The sequence below is a fragment of the Enterococcus sp. CWB-B31 genome (genome assembly GCF_020567645.1).
GTDB lineage: Bacteria > Bacillota > Bacilli > Lactobacillales > Enterococcaceae > Enterococcus_L.
Genome location: NZ_JAJDJW010000008.1, coordinates 135,225 through 161,087, shown reverse-complemented (window position 1 = coordinate 161,087; position 25,863 = coordinate 135,225). Strand labels below are relative to the sequence as shown.

At 38.0% G+C, this 25,863-nt stretch carries 27 protein-coding genes and 1 pseudogene; 5 read left to right on the top strand and 23 right to left on the bottom strand.

The window, feature by feature from the left end; all coding sequences use genetic code 11:
- The first annotated feature begins 271 nt into the window (after positions 1-271).
- The 4 genes and pseudogenes from LI954_RS09465 to LI954_RS09450 all read left to right on the top strand — a co-directional run.
- Complete coding sequence (locus LI954_RS09465) at positions 272-604, top strand: hypothetical protein (RefSeq protein WP_229444340.1); 333 nt, start codon at positions 272-274, stop codon at positions 602-604.
- A gap of 370 nt (positions 605-974) precedes the next feature.
- Entirely contained in the window at positions 975-1,157 is a 183-nt protein-coding gene (locus tag LI954_RS09460) for a type II toxin-antitoxin system HicA family toxin (RefSeq protein WP_202068044.1), read from the top strand.
- Between the two features lie 35 nt (positions 1,158-1,192).
- Positions 1,193-1,651, top strand: a complete 459-nt coding sequence (locus LI954_RS09455) for a type II toxin-antitoxin system HicB family antitoxin (RefSeq protein ID WP_202068043.1) — start codon at positions 1,193-1,195, stop codon at positions 1,649-1,651.
- 173 nt (positions 1,652-1,824) lie between these two features.
- Positions 1,825-2,049 (top strand): annotated as a pseudogene (locus tag LI954_RS09450) (transposase); the annotation flags it as partial.
- A gap of 166 nt (positions 2,050-2,215) precedes the next feature.
- On the opposite strand, the gene LI954_RS09445 reads toward LI954_RS09450, so the two are convergent.
- From LI954_RS09445 to LI954_RS09340, 22 genes are all read right to left on the bottom strand, one after another.
- On the bottom strand, positions 2,216-2,512 hold the full coding sequence (locus LI954_RS09445) for a DUF1292 domain-containing protein (RefSeq protein WP_202068041.1): 297 nt from the start codon (positions 2,510-2,512) through the stop codon (positions 2,216-2,218).
- A gap of 41 nt (positions 2,513-2,553) precedes the next feature.
- Positions 2,554-2,982, bottom strand: coding sequence for a Holliday junction resolvase RuvX (gene ruvX / locus LI954_RS09440; RefSeq protein WP_202068040.1), 429 nt, complete (start codon positions 2,980-2,982; stop codon positions 2,554-2,556).
- A complete protein-coding gene (locus LI954_RS09435) occupies positions 2,979-3,248 on the bottom strand; it encodes an IreB family regulatory phosphoprotein (RefSeq protein ID WP_202068039.1) in 270 nt (89 codons plus the stop codon). Before LI954_RS09435 ends, ruvX begins: the two co-directional genes overlap by 4 nt.
- A gap of 361 nt (positions 3,249-3,609) precedes the next feature.
- A complete protein-coding gene (gene argF / locus LI954_RS09430; RefSeq protein WP_229444339.1) occupies positions 3,610-4,548 on the bottom strand; it encodes an ornithine carbamoyltransferase in 939 nt (312 codons plus the stop codon).
- Positions 4,541-5,695, bottom strand: coding sequence for an acetylornithine transaminase (locus LI954_RS09425; RefSeq protein WP_229441178.1), 1,155 nt, complete (start codon positions 5,693-5,695; stop codon positions 4,541-4,543). The genes argF and LI954_RS09425 overlap by 8 nt, the downstream gene beginning before the upstream one ends.
- Positions 5,692-6,444 (bottom strand): acetylglutamate kinase, encoded by a 753-nt coding sequence (argB, locus tag LI954_RS09420; protein ID WP_229444338.1) that lies wholly within the window; start codon positions 6,442-6,444, stop codon positions 5,692-5,694. Before argB ends, LI954_RS09425 begins: the two co-directional genes overlap by 4 nt.
- A gap of 22 nt (positions 6,445-6,466) precedes the next feature.
- Positions 6,467-7,660: a bifunctional glutamate N-acetyltransferase/amino-acid acetyltransferase ArgJ gene (argJ, locus tag LI954_RS09415; protein ID WP_229444337.1), complete on the bottom strand. Its 1,194-nt coding sequence runs from the start codon at positions 7,658-7,660 to the stop codon at positions 6,467-6,469.
- Between the two features lie 13 nt (positions 7,661-7,673).
- On the bottom strand, positions 7,674-8,702 hold the full coding sequence (gene argC / locus LI954_RS09410) for an N-acetyl-gamma-glutamyl-phosphate reductase (protein WP_229444336.1): 1,029 nt from the start codon (positions 8,700-8,702) through the stop codon (positions 7,674-7,676).
- Between the two features lie 229 nt (positions 8,703-8,931).
- Complete coding sequence (locus LI954_RS09405) at positions 8,932-9,630, bottom strand: DUF554 domain-containing protein (protein ID WP_202068033.1); 699 nt, start codon at positions 9,628-9,630, stop codon at positions 8,932-8,934.
- A 133-nt stretch (positions 9,631-9,763) separates the two neighbouring features.
- Complete coding sequence (locus LI954_RS09400; protein ID WP_229441182.1) at positions 9,764-10,777, bottom strand: lipid II:glycine glycyltransferase FemX; 1,014 nt, start codon at positions 10,775-10,777, stop codon at positions 9,764-9,766.
- Between the two features lie 223 nt (positions 10,778-11,000).
- Entirely contained in the window at positions 11,001-11,807 is an 807-nt protein-coding gene (locus tag LI954_RS09395) for an MBL fold metallo-hydrolase (protein WP_202068031.1), read from the bottom strand.
- Between the two features lie 58 nt (positions 11,808-11,865).
- Entirely contained in the window at positions 11,866-12,729 is an 864-nt protein-coding gene (locus LI954_RS09390) for a two-component system regulatory protein YycI (protein WP_202068030.1), read from the bottom strand.
- Entirely contained in the window at positions 12,729-14,042 is a 1,314-nt protein-coding gene (locus LI954_RS09385; RefSeq protein ID WP_229444335.1) for a YycH family regulatory protein, read from the bottom strand. Before LI954_RS09385 ends, LI954_RS09390 begins: the two co-directional genes overlap by 1 nt.
- A complete protein-coding gene (gene walK, locus LI954_RS09380) occupies positions 14,039-15,871 on the bottom strand; it encodes a cell wall metabolism sensor histidine kinase WalK (RefSeq protein ID WP_202068029.1) in 1,833 nt (610 codons plus the stop codon). Before walK ends, LI954_RS09385 begins: the two co-directional genes overlap by 4 nt.
- A 6-nt stretch (positions 15,872-15,877) precedes the next feature.
- Positions 15,878-16,582 carry a response regulator YycF gene (gene yycF, locus LI954_RS09375; protein WP_202068028.1) on the bottom strand — a complete coding sequence of 235 codons (705 nt, stop codon included), beginning with the start codon at positions 16,580-16,582 and terminating at the stop codon, positions 15,878-15,880.
- Between the two features lie 191 nt (positions 16,583-16,773).
- Complete coding sequence (locus tag LI954_RS09370) at positions 16,774-17,442, bottom strand: MIP family channel protein (RefSeq protein ID WP_202068027.1); 669 nt, start codon at positions 17,440-17,442, stop codon at positions 16,774-16,776.
- 182 nt (positions 17,443-17,624) lie between these two features.
- Positions 17,625-18,482, bottom strand: a complete 858-nt coding sequence (locus LI954_RS09365) for a DegV family protein (protein WP_202068026.1) — start codon at positions 18,480-18,482, stop codon at positions 17,625-17,627.
- Positions 18,475-19,041, bottom strand: a complete 567-nt coding sequence (locus LI954_RS09360; RefSeq protein WP_202068025.1) for a DUF1836 domain-containing protein — start codon at positions 19,039-19,041, stop codon at positions 18,475-18,477. Before LI954_RS09360 ends, LI954_RS09365 begins: the two co-directional genes overlap by 8 nt.
- A 577-nt stretch (positions 19,042-19,618) precedes the next feature.
- Positions 19,619-20,260, bottom strand: a complete 642-nt coding sequence (locus LI954_RS09355; RefSeq protein WP_202068024.1) for a TIGR01906 family membrane protein — start codon at positions 20,258-20,260, stop codon at positions 19,619-19,621.
- A 1-nt stretch (position 20,261) separates the two neighbouring features.
- Complete coding sequence (locus LI954_RS09350; protein WP_202068023.1) at positions 20,262-21,029, bottom strand: TIGR01457 family HAD-type hydrolase; 768 nt, start codon at positions 21,027-21,029, stop codon at positions 20,262-20,264.
- A gap of 5 nt (positions 21,030-21,034) precedes the next feature.
- Positions 21,035-21,685 carry a YutD family protein gene (locus LI954_RS09345; RefSeq protein ID WP_202068070.1) on the bottom strand — a complete coding sequence of 217 codons (651 nt, stop codon included), beginning with the start codon at positions 21,683-21,685 and terminating at the stop codon, positions 21,035-21,037.
- A gap of 1 nt (position 21,686) precedes the next feature.
- Positions 21,687-23,096: a bifunctional metallophosphatase/5'-nucleotidase gene (locus LI954_RS09340; RefSeq protein ID WP_202068022.1), complete on the bottom strand. Its 1,410-nt coding sequence runs from the start codon at positions 23,094-23,096 to the stop codon at positions 21,687-21,689.
- Positions 23,097-24,205: 1,109 nt separating this feature from the next.
- Between LI954_RS09340 and LI954_RS09335 the strand changes: the two genes are divergently transcribed.
- Positions 24,206-24,661: a methylated-DNA--[protein]-cysteine S-methyltransferase gene (locus tag LI954_RS09335; RefSeq protein WP_229444334.1), complete on the top strand. Its 456-nt coding sequence runs from the start codon at positions 24,206-24,208 to the stop codon at positions 24,659-24,661.
- Positions 24,662-25,121: 460 nt separating this feature from the next.
- On the opposite strand, the gene LI954_RS09330 is transcribed toward LI954_RS09335, so the two are convergent.
- Positions 25,122-25,766, bottom strand: coding sequence for a class I SAM-dependent methyltransferase (locus LI954_RS09330; protein WP_229444333.1), 645 nt, complete (start codon positions 25,764-25,766; stop codon positions 25,122-25,124).
- Between the last annotated feature and the right edge of the window lie 97 nt (positions 25,767-25,863).

Below are 25,863 nucleotides of genomic sequence, written 5' to 3'. Positions count from 1 at the left end.
GTTGTTTAAATTCTTCGGTATAGGTTCTTCGTGCTCTTCTTGACATAAAGTGGTTCCTCCCAGTGTGTTTTCTTTTAGTTTACACACCTTATTTTTTATGTCTAGTTTAGTGTAGCCTATCCATACTTTTATCAATGAATCATCTACGCCTTTAACTATTTATGATACAAATATATTAGACGAAAACGGAAAAATATTTGCAGGAAATGATGGTCAATTAATCTTTGAGAAACGTGCTGTTTCATCGTTTTTCAGAACTGGAATTTCCGTTATGACAGATGAATCTACATCATTGTTGCCAATTACGATAGCTCCATACTCTTATTCTTCCAGTTTCTACGCTTTTTTCTTAAGCGGTGAATCCGCAGAGACGATATACAACAAAAGCACTTATTATTTAGAAACCGAAACATCACACGGTCTTTTCGTAAATAAGCTAACAACTTTTAGTTTTAATTTTGAATACGAAACTAGATACAATAAGTCAAGACTTATGCGCATTTACTGGCATCAATCTAAATGGAGAAAATTCTTTAACCCAGAATTCCAAAATAAGCTAAAACTGCCAAAACTAGTGAAAATCAAGAGAAACAAAGAGCAATAGCTACCGCTTATAGTACTTAAATATCAGGTTTTATCAGGGTTATGAAATTCCTGTCCATTTGAAAACCAAGTTTTGCTAAGTCCGCTTAATTTACTATTTATTTTAAAAGTTAAGTTTTATTAAGTCCCATACGTGAACGAATATGAGGTTCTAAAGAATATGAATGTTAGCCTATACGGATGTCTTACACCCCCTTCAATAGAAATTACCATAAAAGTCTAGCAACATTGTAAACACGGTTGAAAAGGGCATAAAATACACAGGACAGACATTTTTGTCCAACACGATAAAATCAACATTTTCAGTAAATCTATTGACAAACACGTGCAGCACGTATACAATGATAGATGTCAGGAGGTATACGTGCACAATGCCAATGACACAAAAAGAACTGGTTAAACTTCTAGTAGCCAACGGAGGCGTAGAAGTCAAAGGCGGCAAAGGCTCACACGTTAAGGTGAGGTATCCAGGAGTTAACCGACCTATAACTGTCCCCCAAAAGATCAAGAAGGGGTTAGAAATGGGGATATTGAAACAAGCTGGGCTTAGATAGCCCGCTTGTTCTAAAACGATGGGAGGAGAATAAGAATGTTAGTAACTTTTCCAGCATTATTTTACTTTGAACCAGAAAAAGACGGTTATAGCGAAGGGTATTCCGTCTTTTTCCCGGATTTTGAGAACTTCGGCGGAACTTGCGGCGATACGGTTACAGAAGCAATGTATATGGCTTCTGATTGGTTAGGCATAACTCTGGCTGATGATATAGAAAACGGCCGGAAAGTCCCTACACCGTCACAAATCAGCCAGCTATCACTTGTTGGGAATAACCCTTTTAAAAATGATGAAGAGCTTAATTATACTTACGATCCGGAAAAATCATTTATATCAATGGTCAGCGTGGATGTTTCTGAATACTTAGATAGCCAAGAGCCTATTAAAAAAACTCTTACCATCCCAAAATGGGCTGATAAACTAGGCCGGGAGATGCACTTAAATTTCTCTAAAACTCTCACCGATGCCATTGCTGATAAAAAACTCAATGTATAGAATTTAGTCCCCAGCTTCTTAAGATGTTGGGGGTTTTTGTACCCTACTATAGTAATTTCAATCTTAGCATTTCTAAGGGCTCTATACTTTATGATGTTGGTGAGAAATCACTGGCATCTTTTTTAGAGAGAAAAATTTTTCTTATTTCCACCAATCGCTTCTGGAAGATGTCTCTTCCAGAAAACTATCAAAAAACGATACAAACCTTCAAAAAAATGTCAAAGAAGATTAAGCGATCCCTTGAACAACCTTATTCTAACGGCCCTTTGGAAAGCTTAAACAATCATATCAAGGTACTCAAACGCAATACTTATGGATTCAGAAGCTTTTATAACGTCAAACTCAGGATCAATCTCTGCTTTGGCGAAGCGCATTTCAAACTGAACAAAAAAGCCTAGAGAAAATTTCTCTCTAGACTCGACTCTATTTCTCTCGATTTTTCTTACCAACATTCGTTGACAAAGTGCCACTTAAATTTCTAAACGAATCATATTCGTTATCATATTCAAACGAATAATAGAAAAAGCTAAGTCCTTATATATCAAGGGCTTAGCTCATATATTCTTACTTTTCTTCTTCTTCACTCATGAATGTATTGAACACTTCTTCGATCATATCCCATTCAGCATCTGTTTCGATCTGCTGCAGTTCACCTTCTGTGCCTTCTTCATTTTCAATATATGCGTAAGCCTGTAATTCCACATCTTCATCTTCAGGTACGCCGGCTGGATATAGAAGAACGTAATTCTTACCAAATTCTTCCTGTCCGTCAACAGTTAGAAGAATTTCATACAAAGTTTCATTCCCCTGTTCATCTACTAACGTAATATGTTCATGTCCCTCATGATTATGCTCTGTCATTGTCGTTCTCCCTCTTCTATAAATAATTTGGAAACATACTGTTACGCATTTTTTCCTGCACCGTCCAAATAATTTTGCAGAATCATTACAGCTGCTACCTTATCTATCACTTTTTTTCGTTTTGCACGAGAAGTATTTGCCTGTTCAACCAACATACGTTCTGCCTGAACAGTAGTTAACCGTTCATCCTGAAAAACAACCGGCAAGTGAAATCTTTCCTCGATTTGTTTTCCATAAGCCATGGAGGCCTCAGCTCTTGGTCCGATAGAATTATTCATATTCTTAGGCAGACCAACCACCATTTTGGTCACTTCGTACTCTTTGATCAGTTCACCTAAACGATCAAAACCAAACTCCTGTTTTTCTTCGTCGATTCGAATAATCTCTATACCTTGTGCCGTCCATCCCAAAAGGTCGCTGACAGCAACTCCAACAGTTTTTGATCCAACGTCCAACCCCATCACTCTCATCGAAGATTGATACCATAACTTGATAGATAATGCTTTACAAGTTCCTCCATGATTTCATCCCGTTCATGACGGCGAATTAAATTCCGCGCATCCTGATAACGAGGAATGTAGGCCGGGTCTCCAGAAAGTAAATATCCCACAATTTGATTAATTGGGTTGTAACCCTTCTCTTCCAAAGCCCGGTAGACAGTTGCCAACGTCTCGCTTACTTCTTTCTTACGACTTTCATCAAAGTCAAAACGTACTGTTTCATCTGTAAAACCCATTTATCTACACCTCTTTTCTTTCATTACATACAGTTTCATTCTACTAGAAAGTAATTAAAACTACAAACAAAAATTCTTCCAATATAAACTAATATAGATAAAATTATTAAAAGAACAGCTAAAAAATCTGCATTTCTATTATATCTTATAAATTTCATCCTTCAGTTCTCTTTGCTCAATATCCTCAATCGGTTCATTTTTTTTGAGATAACCAGAGCTATCTAGCTTTTTATTCGCTTTCAAGCCATTATTAATAAAGAAATTACCTATTCTCAAAACTTCTGGAAACAATAAAAAAAATTCGGAAGTCCTGTTTTCTTCCGAATCCTCTGCTGGTTAACAATATCTAATTTTTCCACGTCTACTTCTCTTTTGCCATCAGTTTAACCAATAAAGCTTTCTGCGCATGAAGACGGTTTTCAGCTTCCTGATAAATGTAAGAATGATCTCCATCTATCACCTTTGAAGATACCTCTTCTTCTCTATGAGCCGGCAAACAATGTAAAAATATATAATCGGATTTTGCCTGCTGAACAAGTGAGTCGTTAACCTGATAGTCGTGAAAAATCTGTGTACGCATCTCTTGTTCTCCTTCATCTCCCATACTTGCCCATACATCTGTTACCACAACATCTGCATTTTTTACAGCTTCATATGGATCATCAGTTATAATAATCTGACTCCCTGAGGTGTTTGCAATTTTCTGTGCCTGTTCGACATATTCCGGGTTAGGCTGATACTCTTTTGGTGATGCAATGGCAATGTCCATACCAACGATGCTTCCGCCAAGAAGATAAGAGTGTGCCATATTATTTCCATCACCAACATAAGCAAGTTTAATACCTTTCAGCTTATTTTTTATCTCAAAAATAGTCATAAAATCTGCAAGAACCTGACAAGGATGATGATGATCCGTCAGTCCATTAATAATAGGAACGGAAGACTCTTTTGAAAATTCCTGAATCATCTGATCTGAAAATGTACGAATCATGATTCCGTCCACATAAGAAGAAATGACTTTTGCAGTGTCCTTAACTGGTTCTCCCCGCCCCATTTGCGTACTTTTAGTATCCAGAATAATTGCCTGACCGCCAAGCTGAATAATACCTGCTTCAAAAGAAACTCGGGTACGTGTACTGTTTTTTTCAAAAATCATAGCCAAGATTTTACCTGATAATACCGTCTTGTATTTTTCTGAATCTTTTTTCATACCAATTCCCAGCTGTATAATCTCAATAAAATTTTCCTCTGTCAGTTCAGTTAAATCCAACAGACTTTTTCCATATAGTCCTTCAGTCATTTGCTATCTCCTCCAATACTTGACAGATTTTGTCAACTCCTTTTGCCAGATCCTTTTCTGTGATTGTCAGCGGTGGTAAAAGCCGCAGAACATTACTTCCTGCTTTCAAGACCAGTACACCAGCTAATTGTAATTTATCAATGGCCTGCGCCAAAATCTGACTGTTTATCAGTTCGATTCCGATCATCAATCCTGTGCCTCTTACCTCATTTACTACCCTATTTTCTTTTAATCTTGTGGAAAGCTCGTCAATTGTCTTCTTGCCTTTTACAGCTACATCTGATAAAAATTCTTCCTGATTAATCAAATCGATTACGTTCTCTGCAATGCTCATTGCCAAAAGATTTCCGCCAAATGTAGAGCCATGGCTGCCGGGTCCGAAAGAAGCTGCGAGTTCTTTTTTTCCAAGCATTGCACCAACTGGAAAACCATTCCCCAACCCTTTGGCCAATGTAATAATGTCAGGTACAAGATCATAACCATCTGACGCATAAAAGGTCCCCGTCCGACCAATTCCTGTTTGTATTTCATCAACAATCAGCAGACTCCCATTGTCTTGGCAGACTGCTTTCAGTTCTTTCAACCATTCCTGTTTTGCGGGTATAACACCGCCCTCTCCTTGAATAACCTCTACAATTACAGCAGCAGTATCATTATCAAGATGTTCTTTAAGACCCTCAAGAGAATTGTAAGGAACATAAATAAAGCCTGGAACTAGCGGATGATAGTCTGCATGAATTGAATCCTGACCTGTGGCACTCATTGCACCAAATGTTCTCCCATGAAATGATTGAAGAAAAGAAATAATTTTTGTTCGACCTGTGGCTTTTCGAGCAAGTTTAATAGCTGCTTCATTCGCTTCAGCTCCGCTGTTACAAAAATAAGCAACATACTCTTTTCCATCAGCAAGCTTCTCAGCAACTCTTTCCTGCAAACTATTCTTATAAAGATTTGGAATGTGCCAGACTTTTTGCGATTGCTCCTGAAGTGTCTGATTCAACACAGGATGATTATATCCAAGGTTGACAACCCCAATCCCGCTGGTTAAATCCAAATAACGCTTTCCCTGAGCATCCATCAGGCTGCATTTATCTCCTTCAACAAATTCAATGCTTTTTCTAAGATAGTTTGGAAACAAATAACTCATATCGCTACCTTCTTTCCTATTATGACTGTTCCTTTGCTTAAGATATCATTAGTAATATGTACAGTCCCCACACCTTCTTTGATAGCTTTTTCCGTACCTTTTATTTTGGGAATCATACCCCCGGTTATCACTTGTTCCTCAATCAGCGACTCAATATCGGAAATCCGCAATTCTTTAATATATTCGTTTCCGTATTTGATTCCTGCAACATCGGTTAACAAAAATAATGTTTCTGCCTTTAATTCCGAAGCAATCTGGCAGGCGGAATCATCGGCATTAATGTTCAGCCACTCTCCAGAATCGGTTATTCCTAAAGGGGCAACAATCGGAATATAATCTTTTTCAAGTAAATCAAGCAGTAAATCTGTTTGGATATCGATCACTTTCCCTACATGACCCAAGGTTTGTTTATCCAGATACTCACCTAAAATAATTTTATTACTTGATGCATTCAAGCCCACAGCTGAAAGATTTTCCTGCTGAAAACGGACAGTGATCATGGGCTGTACCTGTCCAATCAATACCATTTGAGTGATTTTTAATACTTCATCCGTCGTTACCCGCAACCCATTTTTATAGCAGACGGGAATATTCAGGCAATCCATCATCTCAGAAATATAGTGCCCGCCTCCATGGACAATAATAATTTTTTTTCCTTCTGCCTGCCATGCATGAATCTGACTGAAAAATCCTGGAGTCAATGTGTCTCCAGCTGCTCCCCCGATTTTAATAACTATTAAAGCCTTCATCTTTTTGTTCCTTTCTTCTATCTCATGTATGATAGAGTGCATTTATTTCGACATACTTATAAGTAAGATCACAACCCCAGGCTTTGCCGGCAGCCGCTCCTTCGTGAAGATCAACAGTTATTGTAATGGTTTCCTTTCCCAGCTTTTCCTTCATGACTCGTTCGTCAAAGTGCTGCGGCTGGCTGTGGAGTAATACTGGCTGACCCTCTATAAAAATGTCAATATTTTCCGGATTAACGAATGGGTCAGCATAACCAATTGCGCAAATAATTCGGCCCCAGTTAGGGTCTGCACCAAACATCGCAGTTTTCACAAGAGAGGAGCCAACAATTTTCTTGGCAATCATTCGCGCAGACAACGGATCTTTTCCATTCGTTACTGTTGCTTCAATTAACTTTGTTGCACCCTCTCCATCTTGTGCAATCATCATTGCCAATGTTTTCATCACTTGATAAAGCATTTCCTGAAAAATTTCATATTCCTGAGTATGCTCCTGTATCTCTGAGATTCCAGAAGCTCCATTTGCCATGAGCAAAACCATGTCATTTGTGGAGGTGTCTCCATCCACAGTAATTTGATTAAAAGTTTCGTCAGTTATTTTCTTTAACATAGTCTGCAGCAGCTCTCTGGACATTGCCGCATCCGTAGTGATGAAAGCAAGCATTGTTGCCATGTTTGGATGAATCATACCAGAACCTTTTGCCACACCGGACATCTTTACCCTTCTATTTTCAATAACTGCTTCAAGAACAATTTCTTTTGTTTGTGTATCAGTGGTTAAAATCGCTTCATGAAAAGCGGGTGCTTCTCCGCCTGTTTTATTTAAATGAGCAATTCCATTTTCTATTTTATCCATGGGCAGTTCCTGTCCGATAACTCCGGTCGAAGCCACAGCCACTTGGCTGCTGGAAAGACCGAGTTGTTTTGCTGCTATCTTCTGCATTTCTTTTGCATGAGTCAAACCGGCTGCTCCTGTACATGCATTGGCATTTCCTGAGTTAACAACCACTGCCTGCAAGGAATCTGAAGCAAGTACCTCTTTGGTAATTTTAATTGGTGCGGCCTGAACAGCATTCGTTGTAAAAACGGCAGCAGCTCGAGCAGGGTATTCTGAATAAATCCAGCCAATATCTTTTTTCTTCCGTTTCAATCCGCTATGGTATCCGTCAGCGTAAAATCCCTTTGGTGAAGCGATGGTTCCATCTATTTTTTTCATACTCACTATCTCCCTATGGATATATCGGCACTTGCATGAGTCCATCTGTTTCAGAAAAACCTGCAAAAAGATTCATATTCTGAATCGCCTGTCCGGCTGCCCCTTTTCCTAAATTATCAATAACTGTAACAATTGTTGCCATCTTCATTTCCTTATTTACTGCAAGCCCGATGTCACAGAAATTTGTGCCCGCAACCTGCTTAATACAGGGAAAGCATCCCTCTTCCTGAATTCGGATAAACGGTTTTTCCATATAACATGATTTGTATAGATTCACCAATTGTACACAACTTAACACGTCCTTCAACTTAACATAAGCAGTCACAAGTATTCCTCTTGTCACCGGAATCAGGGAAGTCGTAAATTGAATTCCCTTTAGTTCAGGTGCCCAGTGTTGGAATTGCTGAACAATTTCAGGGATATGCTGGTGCTTATTCATTTTATAAACACTCATGTTTTCATTTACATGTGAAAAATGACTGGAAGCTGATATTCCTTTCCCTGCTCCAGAGAGACCAGATTTTCCATCTATAACAATTGAATCCAATTCTGCCAGCTGATTTTGCAACAACGGAGCAAGTGAAAGCTCAGAGGCTGTAGCATAGCATCCGGGATTTGCAATAAACTTACTGTTTAGATTTTCTCTAAATTCTGCAAGTCCATAATCAAATTTTTCAATTGAGGAAAAATGCTGAGCATCTGTTCCATACCATTTTTCATAAGCTCCAGCCTCTTTTAAACGAAAATCACCAGAAAGATCTATTACAGGAAAATCATTTTCTATAAATGGTAATGCAAGTTTTTTTGAGATTCCAGATGGTGAAGCTAAAAAGACTAGGTCGCTCTGATTCATTATTTCTTCGGGATCAACCGCTGTTAGCTTCATCGACAGTATTCCCTTCAAATGAGGATACTGCTGATCAACAGCCTGCGTTTCAGTTTGACTATGAATCGATATTATCTCTACATGAGGGTGATTGACTAAATAACGAATGAGCTCCAAACCGCCATATCCGGTTGCTCCAATAATGGATACTTTCATTTGTTTTAACCCTTTCCTTTTCGTTTTAATAAAAGACATGTTTTTCACATTATAGTTTTATACAGGGAATTCGTCAATGGTTTTTTATTAATTTATGTAGATAAAAAGGGAAAATATACATTAAAACCCTATACAAATGCATATTCATGCTGAATGTGTATTTTTTCATGCAAAAAAAGCTGATCAGGTTCGCCCCAGTCAGCTGTATATTGAAGTAGCTTCATTTTATTTACATGTAATATTGACAGATTATAATTGCTGCTAAAATAAGAATACCCGGTAAATAATTTGATACTCTGATTTTTGTAATTCCAGCAATATTCATTCCAATCCCCAAAAACATCAAGCCGCCGATTGCACTGATGCCGGCCATCAATTCATCCATCAAAGGGTCTGGAACATATTTAATTAATACGCTCGCAAAGATTGTAATCAATCCCTGGTACAAAAATACCGGAATCGACGAAAAAAGTACGCCAACTCCCAGAGAAGCTGTCAGCATAATCGCCATGAACCCATCCATTACAGCTTTAGTATAAAGCGTTTGATGATTTCCTGAAACACCACTTTCGACAGCTCCTATAATTGCCATGGAGCCAATTAAAAAAATCAGTGAAGCAGTGACAAAGCCCTCTGCAAAATTACTTCCTGACTTAGCAAACCGTCGTTCAAGATAAAGTCCAAACTGATTCATTCGATCTTCAATTCTCAATGACTCACCGACCATTGCTCCCAGACACATGCTGATTAAAACGAGAATAAATGATTCCGACTTGATTGACATCTGAATACCCAAAAGAATTCCGCCTAATCCAACTCCTTTTGTAACTGTATCCTTCGTTGCCTCACTTAAATTGCGTAAAACCGCACCCGCCAAACTCCCGACAACAATTGCCAGTCCGTTGACAATTGATCCTAACAAAATCATTTAGTCCCCTCCTGTAATAAAAAGGCATGAAATCAATCAGGCGCCCCTGACTGATTTCAGCTGTAAACATCATTTTGATCAATCGCTCTCTCATTATAACACTAATTTTTCTGAAAATTACAAAAATATTGATTTATTTTTCCTGATTCAAGAACACTTTATAAGCCTCTTGATCATAGATCTTGTCAATTTCACCAATAAATTCTTTCGGCGGCTCCGGACGTACAAACCCATTTTTAAACTGATATAAGCCATCCTCATTGTTTAAACTGAATACTCCGCCAAAATCATAGCCGTCTTTCTTCTCTTTAATTGCCCATCTGATTCCTTCCCAGTTCACTAAATAGGGTGCCATCAAACCTTGATTTTCATGGGTGCTTCCTGCATACATATACCAGACCTTCCTTCCAGATATGAAGCAAAGTCCGCCAGCATCAGGTACGCCATCAATAAAAACAAGGATAATCTTCATTCTGCCGCAGTCAAGAAATGCATCTGCCAATCGATCAAAATAGTCTTGAGGTCTATAAGAAATCTTGTGCCGCTCACTAGTCATGGCATATAATTTATAAAAAATGTCCAAATCCTTACGGTTAGAAGAGACTTTACTCTCCAATCCCTTTTTTTCGGCATAGCGAATACGGTATCTGGTTTTACTGTAAAATCCTTCCAATACCTCTTCTTCTGATTTTCCTTCTAAATTGACAACCATGTTATATCTTGGCTGAATCGTGTCTTTCCCGCCTAATTCCCGATTCCTTACAATAAATCCTGCTGCTCTCAAACTCTTGTTAATTTCCTCACAGTAAAGAAATTCAGGATCCATTCTTAATAGAAAAACCTGCTGCTTTTTCAATTCTGTTTCTGCTTCACGGACTAGTCTGTTTATATATTCTAAAGAAAATTCATTCATCACCGGTCCCTTTGAAACGTAGGCAAATTTCTTTTCTCCAATATTTTTAACCATTAACACAGACATCGCAGCAACAATGTCACCTTCTTCTTCTAAATAAACATATAGAGGTTCCCAGTTATTTTTCACATAGCTCCATCCTGTTTCCTGAGTCACAGAACTGAACGCTGCATTTCGAATAAATGTATCATATGTTTCCATTTCCGAATGATTTGTACTGTTGATTATAGGCATATATTTTTTCCGTCCTTTTTTCGTATTATTTACAAATAAATAATACGAAAACAAGCTTAGACATACCTTAAAACTGTCAAACTTCTAAAAATCGGACAACAGAAGTAGATATCAATTTTTCCCATACAAAATACTCCTATCTAGGATTTTATTATTTCTCTGTCCTAGATAGGAGCAGCATGTCACTTATGTCGCACCTTCATTATGCATTCTGTTTAAATTATTAAATCGAAAACAAATCTGTTGCTGATTCGGGGTCAGTATCATAAACATTGAACGTGTGACCGACACCAAGTCCATACTCTTTCAAAATAGAAGTCATTGCCATTTGCGCCAATTCCTTCATATTATTTTCCTTGCTCAAATGTCCAAGATAAACTCGTTTTGTATGAGCACCGATCACATCGGCCATAACCAACGCACCATCATCATTTGACAAATGCCCATGATCCCCTAAAATACGTTGTTTCAGGCTCCATGGATAGGCACCGGCACGAAGCATTCCCAAATCGTGATTGCTTTCAATCAGGTAGGCATCTGCATCTCGCACAGTCCCCCGGAGATGATCACTGCAGTAGCCTGTATCTGTCAAAATAACGAAGGATTTATTATCCTTATAAAATCTATAAAATTGAGGAGCTGCCGCATCATGAGAGACACCAAAGCTTTCAATGTCCATATCACCTAACGTCAGTACCTTTCCCATTTCGAAAATATGCTTTTGCTCCAGTTTCACATTGCCAATCATTGAATCCATGGCCTGCCAAGTTTTTTCATTGGCATAAACATCCAGATTATACTTTCTCGCCAGTACTCCTACCCCATGAATATGATCTCTGTGTTCATGAGTGACCAGAATAGCATCCAGCTCTTCCGGTTTACGGTCTATTTCAGATAATAGTGATGTGATTTTCTTACCGCTTAACCCGGCATCTACCAAAATTTTCTTTTCCTTTGATTCTATAAAAAGGGAATTGCCTGTACTTCCGCTGGCAAGCACACTGACATTAAATGCCTTTTCCTGCTTCATTTTTCCTACGCTTCCCTTCCTTTAATCTTTCATGTAATCAGTATATAGTATACAACGATCAATTATCTTTTTCCACCCTGATAACCGCATTACTGGTAATAATTGTATTGCTCATGGCGTTCACCTGCTCAACCTGCAGAGTCGTTGAATTGGAAGATATCCCGATAAACCAGACAGGAACATAAACATTCTTTTCTCTGATCTTGTATATCTGCGAATAAGCCAGCTTTGAAAAAGTAATAGTTGAGTTGCTGGGGATCTTATTGTTTACGTAAAGTGTTTCTATGGCATCCTGTTCTGAATAAAGATCTGCTTTTTCTCTCAGCTCTTCCAGATTTCCAATATGAGACTGCGAATACTGTACGATTCTAAGTAAATCATCTGTCTCGCTTTTTTCAAGCGACAGGGTAATCTGAGCCGTGTCATCATGAATTGGAATACCTCCATATGATTGTGCTGCAACGAGTTCGGGAAATTCACCGTTTAAATTAGAAAACTGAGGTAAATACGTATATTCATTGCCGTATAAGACACTTTTTTCATCCCTAAGAAAGCCGGAAAACGTCTCATTAACTTCATCTGGATCAATGTAGTGATTGCTTGGATAATCAATGACGCCATTTTCAGTCACAGTAATATTTTTTAAATAGGAATAGTCATTTTTAGCTGCTTGCTGTTCCTGAATAGCCATATAAAAATTTGTCTGTTCTCCACTTAGGTAGTAACCTTCAGAGCGTTTAGTAGACAATTCCTTTTTGTGCGTAATCTGATCTTTTTTCAGACGCGTTTCCAGGCTTTCTGTTTTCTCGGAATAAGAGACGTAACTTTCATCCTGCAGACCTTCCCGATAGATACTGAATAAAAAGATATTTACCCCTAAGAAAACCAGGAAAAAAATCCATTCAATCCGCTTAAAATCCATTACTGCACCTCCAAATTCACGATTTTCTGCAGCAATTCGCGCTCCGGATACCATTGTCCACGATACAAAATATACCATTCCGGTGTTAAATCAACAACTTGGGTGATACCCTCGATTGTCTGCCAGCTATAGCCGATAATCAGCGATTCAATTCCTTCGATATCTGCACCGTAAGCAAGCAGCTCATCCAACAAATCAGAAGTGTCCTGTAAAGTAACTTCTTCTTCAGAAGGGATAGGTACCTGAATCATATCAACACTTGTATCAATGCTGATTTTATGCTGCTCAGATTCTTCTCCATCAATGGTGACTTTGACCTGCCCTTTATTATTTTCACTGAAAACAGGAAAACCTTCCACAAATGTACGGTAATTCACTTTATTATCTGAGTAATCAAAATAGCGTATATTCCCAATATTGGTTCCCAATTTTTTCATATAGCCAAAACTGTCAGCATACACATTATGATCCTCAGAAGATACCTGGAGATTTCCACTAAAATACACTGTACTCGTTTCTTCGTCAATAACCAGCTTTTCAACCCCGCTTGTATATGAAAGATCGTTACTGTCCTCATTTGTATGAACACTGTCCGGATTGGCAAAAAAAGCATTTCTGAAAAGTGTTATAGGCTGAGATGCTAAAATATAGCTGTATTTTTTAAGTTTTAGGTCGCTCATCATATAGTATTGCTTATTTGCAATTGACGAACGTTCAATAGCCTTAAAATAGTTGATTCCGTCTTTTTTCAATAAATTTTCTATCTTTTCCTGGTCAATCGAGATAAATGCTGCGTAAACATTTTTATTCTCAAAATCAAAAAAATAGATTCTTTTTCCATCAAAATCGACTTGTATACTGCTGAAATAGACTTCTTCTGCCAACGGGATATCAGTAAGATCAATCGGAAGATTATACACGGACAGATATTCACTTAGCAGGAAACGTCCTTCATAAAGAAATTCAAATCCTCTTTTATCTGAATAGTAATTTTCGTATTCTTCTTCGCTTCCGCTGCTTACCAAAGAAAGCTGGTCAATTATACTGCTGCTCAACACCTTTTGAATGGAGCTGATTAGACTTTCGCTCGTACTTACAGTTATCTCGTCATTCTCCATTCTGACAATTCTTAGAGGGAGAAAAACATCGCTGCTGGATCTTTCTTTCGTTGTAGAAGTGACCTGCCCCTCATTTTCCAAGCTATCTTCTTTAATTGAAGAACTGCTCCAAATTGAATAGCTGAAATAGAGACTTAGCAAAACCATCAGAATCAGACCGATCCGAATCAGTTTCTCAGTAATAGTCATTTTCATTCCCACCAAACCTCCTCATAAGGTTCATAAGGCAGAGAAATATAGAATGTTGATCCCTGACCTTCTCGGCTTTCAACCCAGATCGCCCCATTATGAGCCTTCATTACTTCTTTTGAGATTGCCAGTCCCAGTCCTGTACCGCCCTGTGCTCTCGCTCGCGCCTTATCCACTCGATAAAAGCGTTCAAACACTTTCGGTAAATCTTTCTTTGGAATACCAAGTCCTCTGTCTGTTACGCTGAAAATAACACTACTGTGGGTTTCCAACAGACGGCAGACAATTTCTCCGCCATCTGGAGAATATTTAATGGCATTATTCATAATATTGTCTAGTACTTGTATAATTTTATCCATATCAAGTTCAACCCAAAGATCTCTCTTGGTAAACTCACGGCGAATGACAAATTTCTTCTCGTCATTTTCAACCATCATATCAAAACGATCCAGTACAAAATTTATTAATTCATTAAAATTGACATACTCCATCTGCAACTCAGAATTTCCGGAATCCATTCTGGAAAGATTCAGAAGATCGTTAATCATGCGGATCATCCGGTCTGTCTCTTCCAACGTGACCTTCAGAAAATGCGGTGCGATTTCGGGATTTTCCCAAGCTCCTTCATTGAGCGCTTCTATATAGCTTCTCATACTTGTCAAAGGCGTACGCAGTTCATGAGAAACATTGGAAACAAACTCACGGCGTTCCTGTTCATTTTTTTCCTGCTCTGTTACATCATGCATCACACAAACAATCCCGGTAATAAAACCTGATTCTCTTCGAATCATCGCAAAATCAACCTTCAAAATCATTTGATCCTCGGGATTATCAGAGAGGGAACGGTCAATCAGTAATTCATCCGGCTCCTCTAAAAGCTTTCTCAGCGTGTATTCTCCATCAATATCCAGCAGCTCCAGCAAGGACATTCCAATCGCTTCTTCTGCCTTAACATTTAATAAAGTCGTAGCCATTTCGTTAATAGTAATGACTTTTCCTCGCCGGTCTGCTGCAATAACTCCGTCTGTCATATGCGTAAGCACACTATCCAGTCGATTTCGTTCCGACTCCATCGTTTCCTGCGCTTCTTCCACTCGTTCGCTCAACTGGTTAAAGGTTTCCGCCAGCTGTCCAAGCTCATCTTTTCCATAGATTTTTACTTTCCCGCTGTAATCGCCTCTTGCGATACGCAGCGCCTGCTCTTTCATTTCTCCAATAGGCTGAGTGATCGAACGAGAAATCAACAGTGTAACAATGACAGAAATAATTCCCGCCATCAATGATGCAGTAAAAAATATCCGGGCGATATCCGTAACTTCCTTATATTTGTTTTCAATGTTGCTTTTAACATAAACAGCCCCGATGACAGTATCGCCGGTCGGGGAATAAATTGGCTGGATATTAATATATACCCTTTTCCCGTTTTCAACTGCAGGGTATTTTTTTGCGACAAACTCATTCAGATTACGGTATTCATTTTTCTTACCAACCACTCCCTGTTGGTTTAAATCACTGGTTGCACGAACAATTCCCTTATCGTCAATCACTCTGACTTCAAGAAATTCTGAATTTGAAAAGCTGCTCAGGACTCGTTTTATATCTGTATCAACATCCGCGCTGACATTATCGTCCTCATTATTTAGCGGATTGCTCAATGAGTTAACGAGCTGAGTCACCTGCAAATCAATATTTTTTTTGTATTCACTGATTGTCGTCGTCTCCAGTTCACGAATAAAATATCCTCCAATAATCTGTATAGCGATCAAAAGAAGGAGGATAAAGGATAACGCAATCTTGAAGTTGACTGATTGAAAAAAGTTAACCTTTTTCCTCATAGATCACTACTCCTGTTCAGGATTTCTTAGGTAATAGCCGACACCTCTTCGGGTAACCAAATATGTAGGGTGGCTCGGATTGTCTTCAATTTTTTCACGCAGTCGTCGAACCGTCACATCCACTGTTCTGACATCTCCAAAATAGTCATACCCCCAGACTGTCTGCAGCAAATGTTCTCTTGTCATTACCTGACCTATGTGTTTTGCCAGATAGAAAAGAAGTTCAAACTCTCTGTGAGTCAGCTCTATTTTTTCTCCGCGTTTTGATACCATATAGGCATCCGGATGAATGGTTAAATCGCCAATTGACAGTTCAGAAGGTGTATTGTCGTCGGCTTCCTTAACACTGGCAGCTCCACGACGCAGGTTGGCTTTAACACGAGCAACCAACTCTCTATTTGAAAATGGTTTTGTCACATAATCATCTGCTCCTAATTCAAGTCCTAGAACCTTATCAATCTCAGAATCTTTGGCAGTTACCATAATGATCGGCATATCATAGGTTTTTCTGATTTCCCGAGCAACTTCCAAACCGTCAATTTTAGGGAGCATCAGATCAAGAATCACCAAATCCGGCTCTTCTTCCTTCACTTTTTCCAATGCTTCTTCACCATCATAAGCAGTTGAAACTTCATACCCTTCTTTTACTAAATTGTATTTTACAATCTCGGAAATCGGTTTTTCATCATCTACGACTAAAATCTTTTTCATAAAGAGACACCTCTTTTTCTTTCCTACATAGTTTTGCAGTATTTTTTTCATTATACCTCATTTTTTGAAGTCTTTCATCTTTGTTCACTGATTTCGCTGTTTCTATTCACCTTTCTTAAGAAAATCAACAAAAAACAAAAATCAGAATCAGTCCTTAAAGACCGATTCTGATTAACTGTTGATTTAATTTGTTATACTTCTTCAGTATCTAAAACATATTTGGCAACCAGCGCTGCAAGCAATCCGCCGATTAGCGGTGCAACAATAAAGACCCACAGCTGAGACAATGCATCTCCGCCGGCAAAAATCGCAGGACCCAAACTTCTTGCAGGGTTTACTGATGTACCGGTTAACGGAATTCCAACCAAGTGAACCATTGTCAGTGTAAGACCAATAACGATTCCTGCAAGTTTGGCATTTCCTTTTTTAGCACTTGTGACAGTCATAATAACCAGAACAAAAATAAATGTTAAAATAATTTCAATAACTAACGCACCCATAGCTGTGAAATCACCAAAGCCGTTTTGTCCAAGATTTGAAGTGTTCAGACTTCCTGCTTCTAAAATCATCAGTAATGAGAAGGATGCCAATAGTGCACCAATCACTTGCCCAACAATATAATAGGCCAATTCCACTGTCGTGATTCGTTTATTTACCCACATTCCCAGTGATACAGCAGGATTTAAGTGAGCACCTGAAATTGTACCAATACTGTAGGCTGCTGCAATAATCGTCAGCCCAAAGGCTAATGCGATACCTGTTGTTCCGATTCCTTCCATTCCGTTTCCTAAAACAGCGGTTGCTGTTCCGAAAAATACTAAAATAAATGTTCCAATAATTTCTGCAATTGCTTTTTTCATTTTTTATTATCTCCTTTCAACAATAATGAGTTTAACATAACAACCGTCTTTTTAAAATACTTTTCATAAAATTTCCATATCAAAAAAACCGAAACAGACTGATTCAGCAGTTCCAGTTTTCATTTTATCATATTGTTAATTTAACGCAATTATTTGAACTTGCAATTGATTACATAACAAAATCAGTCCAAGATTTGAACACCGATTCCAAGGAGTCCAGGTCCGGTATGAACAACCAATGCCGGGCTGATAGTGCCAAAATAAATCTCTTCAGCTTGGGGAAAATTTTCTTTCAACTTTTGATAGAAAGTTTTGGCTTCTTCTTCTGCTTCTCCATGCGCAACAGCCAAAACAACTTTTTTGTGGTTCCCAATAAATTCTTTAATCAGACTAAGCGTTTTTTCCAGACTTTTCTTTCTGCCTCGAGCTTTTGCTACAGTATAGTAAACCCCTTCTTCATTACAGGAAATAATGGGATTCAATTTTAAGGCATTTCCCAAAATAGATGCTACCAAACCAATCCGGCCGCCCTTTTGCAGATATTCCAATGTCGCCACATTAAAATAGACAGTGGATTTTTCAACGTTTTCAGATAGACGTACTTTCATTTCTGCCCATGGCATCTCAGCTTCGACCATTTTAGCAGCCTCAATCACTTGAAGTCCGCTGCCGATCCCTATATTTTTCGTATCGAGACAGAAGGTTTCCACATCTTTAAACTCCTCACTGATCAAACGAACAATATTAAATGTTCCGCTCAAACCGCTGGAAATTGTAATCGCCAAAATTTTTTCAAAGCCGTCTGCTTTAATCTTTTCAAAAATTTTCGTAATGGTATCTCCGTCAGGTAATGAAGTACTCGGGATTTCAACCGGCAAACGCTTATATACCTCTTCCGGAGTGATGTCCACTTTATCCGTGTATACTCGATCTTTATAAATGATTTGCAAAGGAATCACATATATTCCGTATTTTTCAATTAGTTCTTGCGGTACATCAGTACCGGAATCTACAAGTATTGCTATTTTTTGTTTATTCATCACGTTTCTCCATCTTCTCTAAATATAGTTGCTCCAATTCGATCACTTTTTCACTGAACATTTTTGTTGCAAAAGATAAGGTTGCTGCTTTTACAGCCAGAGATTCTGTAGGAATATTTTCACTAAACGACGAAACAGGTTCTTCCCCTAATGCCTGGGCAACAACAACTTTCAAGGCTTTTTCCTGTTCATTGCAAAATTGATTATAAGCTTCCCTAATTCCAACTGCAGCCCCCTGAAACAAAATTCCCTGTTTAATTTCGGGAATGGTCAGAACCTGTTTCAACAACGTAATAGCAACAAGAAATGCTAAATGTTTTTGATTGTATCTCTTTTTTTCAGGTGCCGGAATCAAACCAAGCTTTACATAGTTATTAACCATTGAAGATGTCAGCAAAGTATGTTTGTCAGTAGTAATCAATGGTGACAAGTATTTTTCCACAAGAGTAATTACTTGATCCATATACAGCTCTATATCCGGCAGTTCATGCCATCTGGGTAAATGAATGCCCTTCAAATTTTTCCCCCACTGTTCCAGCGAAGCTCTTATATCGTTCAAAAAAACACACCACCTTTTTATAAAAATATAATAACATATTTATTAAAATGATTCAATCTAGTTTCCGAAACTAGATCAACTTTAATTTTTTTCTTATAAGAGATACTATGCATAAAATAAAAAAGAGTTTAGGACAGAAATAAGGTCCAAACTCTTTTCATATCTAAACCCGAATAAACAGCGAGGTTGAGACAGAAGTGTTCTGTCTCAAGAACCAGGTAGGTATCATGCATCATCTACTCTGACGAGTCAATCGTAGTGATTTATGACAATAAGTCTGAATATACGAAAATTGTCAAGGAACACTAGTCATAATATGACTAGCTGTGAATTGATACCTCCCTGGAGCTACTCATATTTTCAGTATAGTTCGACTTATTTCCAGAACTACTGTCTCTACGAGTCTAACGATTCTCGAGACAAAACATTACACTGTATCCGTTTTTCTGCGTCTACGGTTCTCACTTCGTTCCGATCCTCGAAGCATGGAGGGGCTTTGGAACACCGTTTATTCGGTTTTAGGGATCTCAGACATAGTTTTGTCACAGTCCCGACCTCGCGTAATTTATTCAATTAATTATTTTTTTCTTAAACTTCTCCTGCCAACTAAAAAACCAGCGAACAGGGTCCCTTCCAGCAAAATAAAAAATAGAAGGAAACAGTGCATAAAGAACATTTCCGGCAGAACATTAATCACCGGATCAGTTACAGGATCAAACAGCCATGCATCATTATTAAAAAAGATTCCATGGAACTGAACAAAAAACTGATCAAAACCTACAGCCATTAACAGCAGAAAAACCACAGGAATAAATAAAGCAATCTGACAGGGACGCATTAAACGCCATAACCAGCCATTCTTTTTCAAGTACCGTAAAAAAAAGCCTGCTGGAATAATTGTCACCAGCAACACCCCGTAGTTCAGTAAAAATAGACGTTTTACTTCATAAAAATGGAAGGCTCCGCTTTCAGAAACTGGAAAATCAGACATTTTCAGTGTTGTAACAAAAGGATTATTCAGGTAGCTCATCAGCTGATCGAAATTTTCCAGCAGCTCTTTTTGGCTGATCATTGTATAATCAAGAATATTTAAGTAGTTAATGTCAAAACGATACAACGGTCGAAAATTTATTGTGATGGCGATGCACAGGGAAATGACTGCCAAAAAAAGACAGGTAAATCCCAGATATTCTATAATTGCTCCTTTGCGTTTTGTCATGCTACAGTTCCCAATCATCCAATGAGTTAAGAGTATAAGTCGCTGCAGTCGGCAAGTTTGGCACCTCTTCTTTCTGAGTAAAACCAGACAAAACCAGCAATGTATCAATACCGTTTTGAATACCGGACTGTATATCCGTTTCATAATTGTCGCCAACCATTAACACATCTGTTTTCTCCAAACCCATAAGTTTAACTGCCTCATTCATAATCACAGAATTCGGTTTGCCGATTATAACAGGCTCTTTCTGCACAGCTGACTGTACCAAAGCAATCATCGAGCCGGCTCCGGGAAGAAGGCCTCTTTCCGTTGGAATATTTTTATCGGGATTTGTACCTATAAAAACGGCACCTCTGCGAATAGCCAGTGTCGCTTTCACAAATTTTTCATAGGTAATTCCTGTATCCAGCCCTACAATTACATAATCAGGACTCTCTTCCTCCCAGACAAATCCTGCAGCCAGAATCAAGTCGACTAAACCCGATTCGCCAATCACATAAACCTTTTTCCCCTGATTCATTTCTTTCATATAATCAATCGTTGCCAGAGATGCGGTGTAAACAACAGAAGCCGGAACGTGCAAATCAAATTCTTTTTCCAGCCTGTTTGCAACTGCCTCAGGCGTTTTTGTTGTGTTATTTGTTACAAAGAGAAAGGGCTGATTCGTTTTCTGAAGCCTTTCAACAAAACGTTTTCCTGCCGGTATAATTTCCTTACCCAGATAGATCGTTCCATCTAAATCAATCAAATAGCCCTTGTAATTTCCCACTGTTTCTACTCCTCACGTTGGCGAATCGTAAATGATCGATTATTGTTCGCCTCTTTTTTCTCCGGCTTCTTTTCAGCAGCCTGCTGATTTGCCCCAGTGTTTTCTTTTCTATTACGAATAACTGGTTTATTTTTCTTAAAATCTTTTTGATTTTTTGCAGGTCCTTTCTTTTCTTCTGTATGAGCCTGATTATTATTTCGATAGTTGCTTCGTTTATTATTTCGCTTTCTTTTAAGTCCCTGTTTTTCCCGCTTTCCACCTATTCGCTCAAGTACAAAATAAGCACAGCCGAAATTACAGAATTCATAAAGATAATCTTCCAAACTGTCAATCCGCTGATCAGGAGAAGCCTTTCGATTGCCTGCTTCAAAAAAGCCTTTCAATCTAAGCTGATCATATCCCCAATCCCCTACGATGAAATCGTATCTGGATAAAATATCACTGAAACGTTCACCTATTTTCTCTGCATCAAAAGCATCCCGATGATTTTTCACCAGCATGTACTGACGATCTCCAATCATAATCTGGCTTTCATCTACAGCAGTTACTACTTCACCCCGCTGTTTGGTTTTAGCAGGTTCTTCATTTATCTCTTCAATCACAGCAGCAATTTCTGCAGTTAATTCATTCTTTTCTTCAGTTTTCTCCGTCACAATCTCACCACCTGTCGTTTATTATACCTTGTTTTTTATTGATTGGATAGTGGCGTCTCAAATAGTCTCCTAAAACATTTCGAATAAACTCCGGGAATAAAAATTCTGTCTCGCCAACAATTTCTATTGTTGGAAAAAAAGGAATAAATAAAAAATGATCTACCGTAGTCAGTGTATATTTTCGATCTTTTTGAATCCTTTCCCCATTCCATAAAACGTTCTTTGTCTCTTTGTCATAGAAGATACCGTCATAGCAAAGCTCTCCAAATATTTTCCCTCGGAAGCCCATTCCCATAATCGGAAACTTCCTCAGATACTGCCTGTTTTTTTCCATCTCTCTTACTAGACGAATCATATCCTCCCCAACCAATGTTACCCGAATCAAATGCATGGGATGAGGCAAAATTCGATGAAGATCATCTTCCGTAACGACTCCTTTTGAAAGCTCATCTAAGAACAGTCCTGTATTTAAAACAGCAGCCTCTGTCCTACCTCTCTTTTTTACTGCATCAAGGGTCTTAAAGATAACAGGATATCTATCATCCAGTTCATTAGACAGCTCATAAGGCAGTTCAGCAACTGATTTCCTTTTTAACAACTCATGCCCCTGCTCCATATACCCGATTATCTCTTCTTCGTCTTTTGGAAAAAAAGGCAGTTCATCAGTTGGATGAGCTTCTGCAGTTGTTTTAAAAATTTTTCCATCTTCCAAAAATACGTGAACCTCACCAACATACTGTCCGAATTTTCCGGCAGCAGCTAACTGAGTACGGTTGATTTTTTCACCATATCTAAACAAATGATGGGTATGTGAGCCCAGCAGAACATCAATTTCTGGATAATTTGTGGCAATTTTTATATCATTGTCTATTCCCAAATGACTGAGTAAAATCAGCAAATCACATTTTGGTCTGACTTCTTGAACCAACTCTGGAAGAACCTCATCAACCCGACGAATATCCCAGCCATTCGGCTTATATGTCAAAGGAAAAGGCGCAGTTAATGCAATCAAGCCGATCTTCGTATGAGACGGAGTTTCAATGATTTTATAGGGTTCAGCCCATTCAGGTCGTTCACCTGTATCCGGATCAAACAAATTACCCAAAAGAACATCAAAATTCGCTTCGTTATATAAATTATTTAATTGACGCTTGGAGTTTCCCACACCTTCATTATTTCCGATGGTTGCTCCATCGTAGTGAATCGTATTCATCAAATCAATATTAGCCTGACCATCTGTTGCCTCAGTCAAAGGATGCCAACGGTCTACAAAATCTCCCAGATCAACTGTTACTGTTGTTTGACTGACTTCGGTGTTTTCTGCCTTTTTCTCCAAAAGAAATCTCCTGATTTTCGGCCAGTTTTCAAAATGAGAATGCAGATCATTAGTATGCAGTATAATAATTTCTTCCATACATTCCCTCCTTGTCTATTAAAAATAATTTTGCCTAAAATCTCCATATCCTTGATAGGCAAGGATTCACAACCTGTTTTTATTCTCTTCCCTTGCAACAATCTAATTATGTTATCTTAGGTGTCTAAGCAAACACTTTATATTGAGCAGCATTGAGCTGCAATGATTGTAGATTTCTCTACTGCTCTCAGTATCGTCAGAATGCTCAATGATGGAGGCCCCTTGTCAAGTGCTCCAGATATTTAATCGATCAGTTTTTCATAGCTTCTTTTGAGTTGCTATATTAAAATTACTCAACTATTCCTTTTTATACAATTGTTATTCTGAATTGAATTAAACACTGTAGATTAGTATTTCCCCCACCTGATTCCTTCTTACATACTATTTCTGAGAGGCTCTAGCCGCCATTCTCTCATAGCGTCTGTTCACTAATTATAGTAACATACTTCAAAAACATCCGTCTTTCTAACATGTTAAGTAAATTTAGCCGCTCAGGTTCCCAACAGCTAAAAGACTATCTATATTTGATACATACATGTAGTCAAAAATCTTCACTATAAACTGATTTTCCTTTTAGACAATTCTAATAAATCCTAGAAATAGAAAAAGACATAACTGTCGTTTGTTTCTTCTTACAGCAGCTCATCCTCAGCTGCTGTTTTCAAGTTCTGAAAATTTCCCCACTCTTTGCCGGAATCAGTAAAATATATTTGGCTTGTACTTCTATATAATCAACCTTAAAAAACAAATATAAAGAAATATAATCCTTATATAAAAAAACAATTATTCATATAAAAAATAAGGATATATCCACAAAAAACTTATTTTATTTGGAAACCCTTAATAATACTTTTTAAGCAAATGACAAAGGACATGATGAATGATAACTAGGCATTTTACGATATATCTTGATGCGAAGCTGAAATATACTCAAGCAGCTTTACAGAAAGCACTGACCAAGGACTTACCCTCTTGTTTCAACTGTTTTTAGACAGGTTAACAGCCGAGACACCTATTTTACTTTAAATTAGTATACTGCTCTCTCCTAGTATATTACACTTTAATTTTAGGGTATAATGAAAAAAACGAAAGTTTCAGAGGATCAGATAATGAAAATAATTACACCAATAGGGCCTATTTGGCTAAATGCAAATGAACAAGGATTGACTGAAGTTTCCTTTTTCCAAATAGCAGATCATCAGACAAATTGCTGGACAGAACAGGCTGCACTGGAATTAGACACTTATTTTTCAGGAAAATTAAAAGAGTTCACCACTCCTCTATTATTTGAAAAGGGAACAGTTTTTCAAAAAAAAGTCTGGGATGCTCTTCTCAGTATTCCTTATGGGGAAACTCGCTCTTATCTGGATATTGCCAAAGCAGTAAATTCAGAAAAAGCAGTTCGAGCCATTGGACAGGCCAATCGGAACAATCCATTCCCTATCATTGTTCCCTGCCATCGTGTGATTGGAAAAAATGGGAAGCTGACAGGCTATCTGGGCAAAACAAATGATGAAGGACTCTCAATAAAGTCATATCTCCTTGAGTTGGAAAATGCTCTGTAACGAATAATCGGTCCAATAATTAAGAGGGTAACAGAAGGGTTTTTCCGCCAAAACCAAGTAGATACTATGCATCATCTGCTTCTGTGATTACTTGAAGCACAAAAGGACTTGCTGCATACTGAGAATAAGGCTGCTTTGACGATCTCATGAATATGCAGACATTCGCTCTTAAATAGGAAATAGCTAATCGAAGAGGCATATAAAGACTGGAATACCGTTTATTCGGTTTTAAGAGACTATAACTTATACCATTCACAGTCTCAACCAATCAAATTGGAAAATTGCAGAAACATCTCTCAGTTTCAGCTGCTGTCCTTTTACCAGCAACTGAAACGCAATCATTTTCAAAAAATAAAAACAAACACCCTGACACAAGAAACAGCTTCCTAAAGTTACAGGACTGTATAATGGGCGTGCTCTCTCTTTGAGCAGCAACTTTAGCCAGTCTACATCCAATTTTCTATTTTTTTAATAACCACAAATCAATAGATAGGATTTGAGCAATTTTTTCTACTTTTACAAAACCTGCACTGCTTGCAAATTCTTCTATTTTTCTTGGCGTAACACTTTGCATTACTTCTTCCTGATTCAAAAAGGTTCGCATTACCTCCTCTTTGTTTGCACCATTTTTGATTGCATACTCTTTCCACCATTCCAAATGTTGATTAGAAAAAGCACTAACAATACAAATTCCCTTATGATCTAAAAGACGATATAGTTTATATAGGAAAGCTTCCTTATCCTCTATAAAGTGGATAACAAGTAACGATAAAACAAGCTGAAAACACTGCTCCGTCTGGTATTCTTCAAAAGCCTGATTTTTATAGATCAAACGTTCATTTTTAGGCAGCGATCGCTTCACTCTTTCCAACATCTCCTTGCTGGGATCAACAAATGTATAACTAGCTGTCGGATACTGCTTCAATAGCATGCCGCTTTCAATCTCTCCGCCACCCACAAGCAGGATATTATCAATCTTTTTTTGAGCTTCCACAGGTAAGACACCTTTGAAAATCAAGTCAAACATTAGAAAATATCCGGGCAACTTCAATGCGATATCCTCTGTATAATAAGCGGCATAATTCTCTTTTTCAAAGTCTTTCACACGAATACCTCCATCAGAACGAATACCATCATTATTTCATTGCAAGTATGAAAGGTCAATGAATACCCTTGTTTATAAGTTGTGGACTATCAATAAT